The organism is Propylenella binzhouense (assembly GCF_009866965.1).
GTDB lineage: Bacteria > Pseudomonadota > Alphaproteobacteria > Rhizobiales > Afifellaceae > Propylenella > Propylenella binzhouense.
In genome coordinates this window covers 1-5,404 of record NZ_SPKJ01000165.1, presented here as the reverse complement: position 1 = coordinate 5,404, position 5,404 = coordinate 1, and the positions used below count along the sequence as shown (strand labels likewise).

General features: G+C 66.7%; 4 protein-coding genes. 3 read left to right on the top strand and 1 reads right to left on the bottom strand.

What is annotated here, in order from left to right:
* Positions 1-712 (bottom strand): hypothetical protein (locus E4O86_RS22220; RefSeq protein WP_161142729.1); only part of this gene is annotated, 712 nt, incomplete at its 3' end.
* Between the two features lie 213 nt (positions 713-925).
* Here E4O86_RS22220 and E4O86_RS22215 point away from each other — a divergent pair.
* The 3 genes from E4O86_RS22215 to E4O86_RS22200 form a co-directional block, all read left to right on the top strand.
* Entirely contained in the window at positions 926-1,387 is a 462-nt protein-coding gene (locus E4O86_RS22215) for an OsmC family protein (protein WP_161142728.1), read from the top strand.
* Between the two features lie 67 nt (positions 1,388-1,454).
* Positions 1,455-4,772: a type ISP restriction/modification enzyme gene (locus E4O86_RS22210; protein WP_246206558.1), complete on the top strand. Its 3,318-nt coding sequence runs from the start codon at positions 1,455-1,457 to the stop codon at positions 4,770-4,772.
* On the top strand, positions 4,769-5,404 hold a 636-nt coding region (locus E4O86_RS22200), incomplete at its 3' end, for a chromate transporter (RefSeq protein ID WP_161142727.1). The genes E4O86_RS22210 and E4O86_RS22200, both read left to right, overlap by 4 nt.

The following is a 5,404-nucleotide window of genomic DNA, read 5'->3' as shown; positions in this document are numbered from 1 at the left end:
CGTCGGGGTCCATGCCGATGCGCCAGCCGAGCTCCAGCACCACCGGCTCGCCCTCGCGCCGGCCGGCGGCGCTCGCCGCCCAGCGCCCGTCGACCATCACCGCGCCGGGGCCGGTATAATCGTCATAGCTGCGGACGCTGCCGTCGGTGTTGAAGCCGAGCAGATGGCCGACGCTCGCGAGATAGAGCGGGCGGTAGAGGACGGTCACGCCCTCGGGGTCGAGGCGGTCGAGCGCGGCGGCGAGCCCGCGCGCCGTCGCCGCGTCGGTGTGGCGGGCGAGCCCGGCGGCGACCTCGCCCTTGAGCCTCGCCCAGGCCGTTTCGACCGGCAGGCCGCTGTCGTGCAGGACGGCCGGCAGCGCGCGGCCCTCGAGCGTCTTCGCGATGAGGTAGTAGGGGTCGTCGGCCGGCCCCTCGTCGAGGCGGACGTCGCGGAGCGTGATGGTGGCCTCCAGCATGTCGGGCGGGCGTGGGCCGCCGACGCGGAGCTCCACCACATGGCTCCAGGCGCGCGCCTTCTCGGTGCCGGCGAAGACGACCCGGTCGCGCTGCACGACCCGGTAGGTAAGCGGGCCGTCGGCAGGCGGCTTGAAGCGGAAGCGCAGCACCTGCGGCGCCTCGGCTCCAGGTGCGGCGGGCTGCTGGGCATGGCCGAGGGCGGGCGCGGCGAAGGCGAGGAGCGCGGCGAGGAGGAGGCGGGAAAGGGCAGCCATGACCAGGCCTCCGGCAGCGTGATCGCCCGCCCGCGGACGAGGCGGCTTCGCCGCGCGCCGCGTTCCTGCGGGAAGGGCGCGGCGGCGCGAACCTAGCATATCCGCTCCTCGGCACACCACCAGCCCGCACGCTGCCGTGAGGGCGGCCGCGGGTCCTTGGAAGAAGCCGCGCCAGCGGCTATCCGCGTGGCCAAACCAGGAGGAGGGAATGCCATGCTCGTGAAACAGAAAATGCTCGTGAAGGGCCGACTGAAGGCAGCGTGCCCGACGCACTCGCGGACGGAGATCGCCGCGCGCGATACGGCGATGGTGATCGACGTGCCGAAGGAGCGCGACGGCACGAACCAGGGGCCGACGCCGACGGAGACGCTGGTGGCGGCGCTCGTCGCCTGCACCAACGTCATGGGCCACAAATGCGCGCGGAAGAACGGGGTGGAATTCCGGGCGATGTCGATCGCCGCGGAATGGGATTTCGACTGCCGCGGCACGCAGCTCGTGGAGGAGGTCGAGACGCCCCTCGTGGCGATCCGCATGACCATCGACGTCACGACCGATGCCGACGAGGCTGCGATGGAAGCGGTGCGCGCCGACCTGCAGAAGTTCTGCCCGCTCGCCAAGCTCATCCGCGCCGGCGGCACGACGATCGAGGAGACGTGGAACGTGACGCGGGGGTGAGGGGCGGGCGGCACGCCGTTCCCTCCACCTTCCCGATCGGCTCTAATGTTCCCGCCTTGGGGGAATCATGAGCCAGCTGCTCGTCAACCAGTATCTTTCCGAGATCGAGCGCATCCGGAAGTTCTCCGGCGTCAGCGGCGAGCAGGTGATCCGGCCGGCCTTCCGCCGGCTCCTCGACAACTGGGCCTCCTCGCAGAAGCTCGTCTTCCTGGAGGAATATCCCTACCAGACCAGCCAGAAGACGAGCGTGCGGCCGGACGGCACCGTGCTCCACGACATCCGCGTGCCGCTCGGCTGGTGGGAGGCGAAGGACACGGCGGACGTCCTCGACGAGGAGATCGCCAAGAAGCTCCGGCGCGGCTATCCGCAGGACAACATCATCTTCGAGAACTCGGAGACCGCGGTCCTCATTCAGAACCGGCAGGAGGTGATGCGGTGCTCGATGACCGACACCGCCGAGCTGTCGCGGCTCCTCGCCCTCTTCTTCGGCTATGAGCGGCCTGAGATCGCCGAGTTCCGCAAGGCGGTCGAGAAGTTCCGGCACGATCTGCCGGCCGTGCTCGGCGCGCTCCGCGCCCGCATCGACACGGCCTATTCGGAGGACCAGGACTTCAAGCAGGCGGCCGACGCCTTCCTCGACCATGCCAGGAAGACGATCAATCCGAGCGTCGGCGAGGCGGACGTGCGGGAGATGCTGATCCAGCACATCCTCACCGAGGAGATCTTCGCCCACGTCTACGACAATTCGGACTTCCACCGCGAGAACAACATCGCCAAGGCGCTCTACGGCCTGGAGGCGAAGTTCTTCACCGGCGCGGTGAAGCGCGACACGCTGAAGGCGCTCGAGCCCTATTACGCCACGATCCGCGCCAATGCGGCGCTGATCACCAGCCATCACGAGAAGCAGACCTTCCTCAAGGCGATCTACGAGACGTTCTACAAGGTCTACAACCCGAAGGCGGCCGACCGGCTCGGCGTCGTCTACACGCCGAACGAGATCGTGAAGTTCATGATCGAGGGCGCCGACTGGCTCTGCGACAAGCATTTCGGCAAGGCGCTGATCGACGAGCACGTCGAGATCCTCGATCCCGCCGCCGGCACCGGCACCTTCATCTGCGAGCTGATCGAGCATTTCGCCGGCGACAAGCGCAAGCTCGCCCACAAGTACCGCAACGAGCTGCACGCCAACGAGGTGGCGATCCTGCCCTATTACGTGGCGAACCTGAACATCGAGGCGACCTACGCGGCGATCACCGGCCAGTTCGCGGAATACCAGAACCTCTGCTTCGTCGACACGCTCGACAACGTGGCCGGCCTCGGCATCCGCGCCGGCTACCAGCACGACATGTTCGCCGGACTGTCGGAGGAGAACGTCGAGCGCGTGCGCCGCCAGAACAAGCGCAAGATCTCCGTCATCATCGGCAATCCGCCGTACAACGCCAACCAGCAGAACGAGAATGAGAACAACAAGAACCGCGAGTACAAGCGCATCGACGAGCTCATCAAGTCGAGCTACGTCCGGCTGTCGACCGCGCAGAAGACCAAGGTCTACGACATGTACGCCCGCTTCTTCCGCTGGGCGTCGGACCGCCTGCACGACGACGGGGTGCTGGCCTTCGTCACCAACCGGAGCTTCATCGACAGCCGCACCTTCGACGGCTTCCGCCGCGCGGTGGAGAAGGAGTTCCAGGAAATCTACGTGGTCGACCTCGGCGGCGACGTGCGCGCCAACCCCAAGCTCTCCGGCACGAAGAACAACGTGTTCGGCATCCAGACCGGCGTCGCCATCTCCTTCATGGTGAAGCGCCACAGGCAGCAGGGCTGCAGGATCTTCTATGCGCGCCGGCCGGAATTCGACACGGCGGCGGACAAGCTGGCGTTCCTGGGGAGCACCCGGGCGTCGGACATTACGTGGCAGCGCATCGAGCCCGACCGGAACGCCAACTGGGTCAACCTGACGGAGAACGATTGGGATCAGCTGATTCCCGTAGCGGACAAGAAGACGAAGGCGGCGAAGGGAAGGGGGCAGGAGAGGGCGATCTTCCGGCAGTTCTCGCTGGGAATAAGCACAAATCGCGACGAATGGACGTACTCTGATGACCGCGTGAATCTTCAGAGAAAAGTTGAATCATTCTGTCGAGTGTACTATTCAGAGCAGACTAGGTGGGAGCGTGCTGGTCGACCAAAAGGAATAACAGATTTTGTAACTCGAGACATCAAGTGGACGGCGGAGCTTGAAAACCATCTTAAGCGTGGAACAAAGCTAAATTTTGCAGATGAAAGAATATTTTCCTCGGAGTATCGACCATTTGTTCGTAAATGGGTGTATTTTGCACCGGTGATCACGCACAGGGTGTATCAGAATCCATCCTTCTTTCCATATGCTGATGTGATAAATCCTCTTATGTCAATATCCCGCGCGAGGAGGACAGATGTAGCTGTTTTTGCGACTGATCGACTACCGAACACCGATATGTTTGCTCCCGACGTTGGGCAGATCTTCCCCCGCTACCGCTACACCGCCTCGGGCGAGCGCGTCGACAACATCACCGACTGGGCGCTGAGGCAGTTCCGGGCGCATTACGGCAAGGACGGCGGCAGCCCTCACCCCGAGGTGCCGCCGCAGGCGGCCTCGAAGGGCTCCTTCGAGACGGCCGCTGCGCGGCCTCCTCAGCCCTTCGAGACGGCCGCTGCGCGGCCTCCTCAGGGTGAGGGGGCGGAGCAAGCCGCTGCGCGGCCTGCTCAGGATGAGGGGGAGGAGCAAGCGGCCGGGCGGGCGGGGCGGCGCGGCAAGGCGGCGGCGATCACGAAGGACGACATCTTCCACTACGTCTACGGCGTGCTGCACGATCCCGTGTACCGCGAGAAATACGCGCTGAACCTCAAGCGCGAATTCCCCCGCATCCCGTTCTATCCGGATTTCCGCCGCTGGGCGGACTGGGGCGAGCGGCTGATGGAGCTCCACATCGGCTATGAGAGCGTCGAGCCCTGGCCGCTCGAACGCCTCGACACGCCTGACGAGAAGGCGCGCGCGGCGGGCGTGGCTCCCAAGGCGCTGCTCAAGGCCGACAAGGAAAACGGAACCATCCGCCTCGACACCGAGACGCAGCTCTCCGGCGTGCCGAAGGAGGCCTGGGACTACCGGCTCGGCAACCGCTCGGGGCTGGAATGGATCCTCGACCAGTACCGCGAGAAGACGCCGAAGGACCCGACCATCCGCGAGAAGTTCAACACCTACCGCTTCGCCGACTACAAGGAGAAGGTCATCGACCTGCTGATGCGGGTGACGCGGGTGAGCGTGGAGACGATGGCGATCGTCGAGGCGATGAAGGGCGCGCGCCGGGAGCCCGAGACGGCCGCGCGGGACGGCGCGCCGTCCCAATGACCGCCTCCGCCGCCGGTGCCGCGACGCAGCTGCCGAAGCCTGACGAACCCGTCCCTTCCGTCGCCTTCGGGGAGGCGCTCCGCGTCTGGACCAAGATCGGGCTGCTGAGCTTCGGCGGCCCGGCCGGCCAGATTGCGCTGATGCACCGCATCCTCGTCGACGAGCGGCGCTGGATCGGCGAGACGCGGTTCCTGCACGCCCTCAACTATTGCATGCTCCTGCCCGGACCGGAGGCGACGCAGCTCGCCACCTATGTCGGCTGGCTGCTGCACGGCGTGAAGGGCGGGCTCGCCGCGGGCCTCCTCTTCGTGATGCCGGGCGTGCTGGTGCTCCTCGGCCTCTCCATCGCCTATGTCGCGCTCGGCGAGGTGCCGGTCGTGGCGGGGCTCCTCTTCGGCCTCAAGGCGGCGGTGCTCGCGGTCGTCGCGGAGGCGCTGGTCAGGGTGGCGAAGCGCGCGCTGAAGAGCCGGACGGCGTACGCCATCGCGGTCGCCGCCTTCGTCGCCATCGCCTTCCTGTCGGTGCCGTTCCCGCTCATCATCGCGGCCGCGGCGGCGTTCGGCTTCCTCGCCGGGCGCCTCGCGCCGACGCTGCTCGGGCCCGGCGGGGGCGGGGCGGCCGCCGACCCGGCC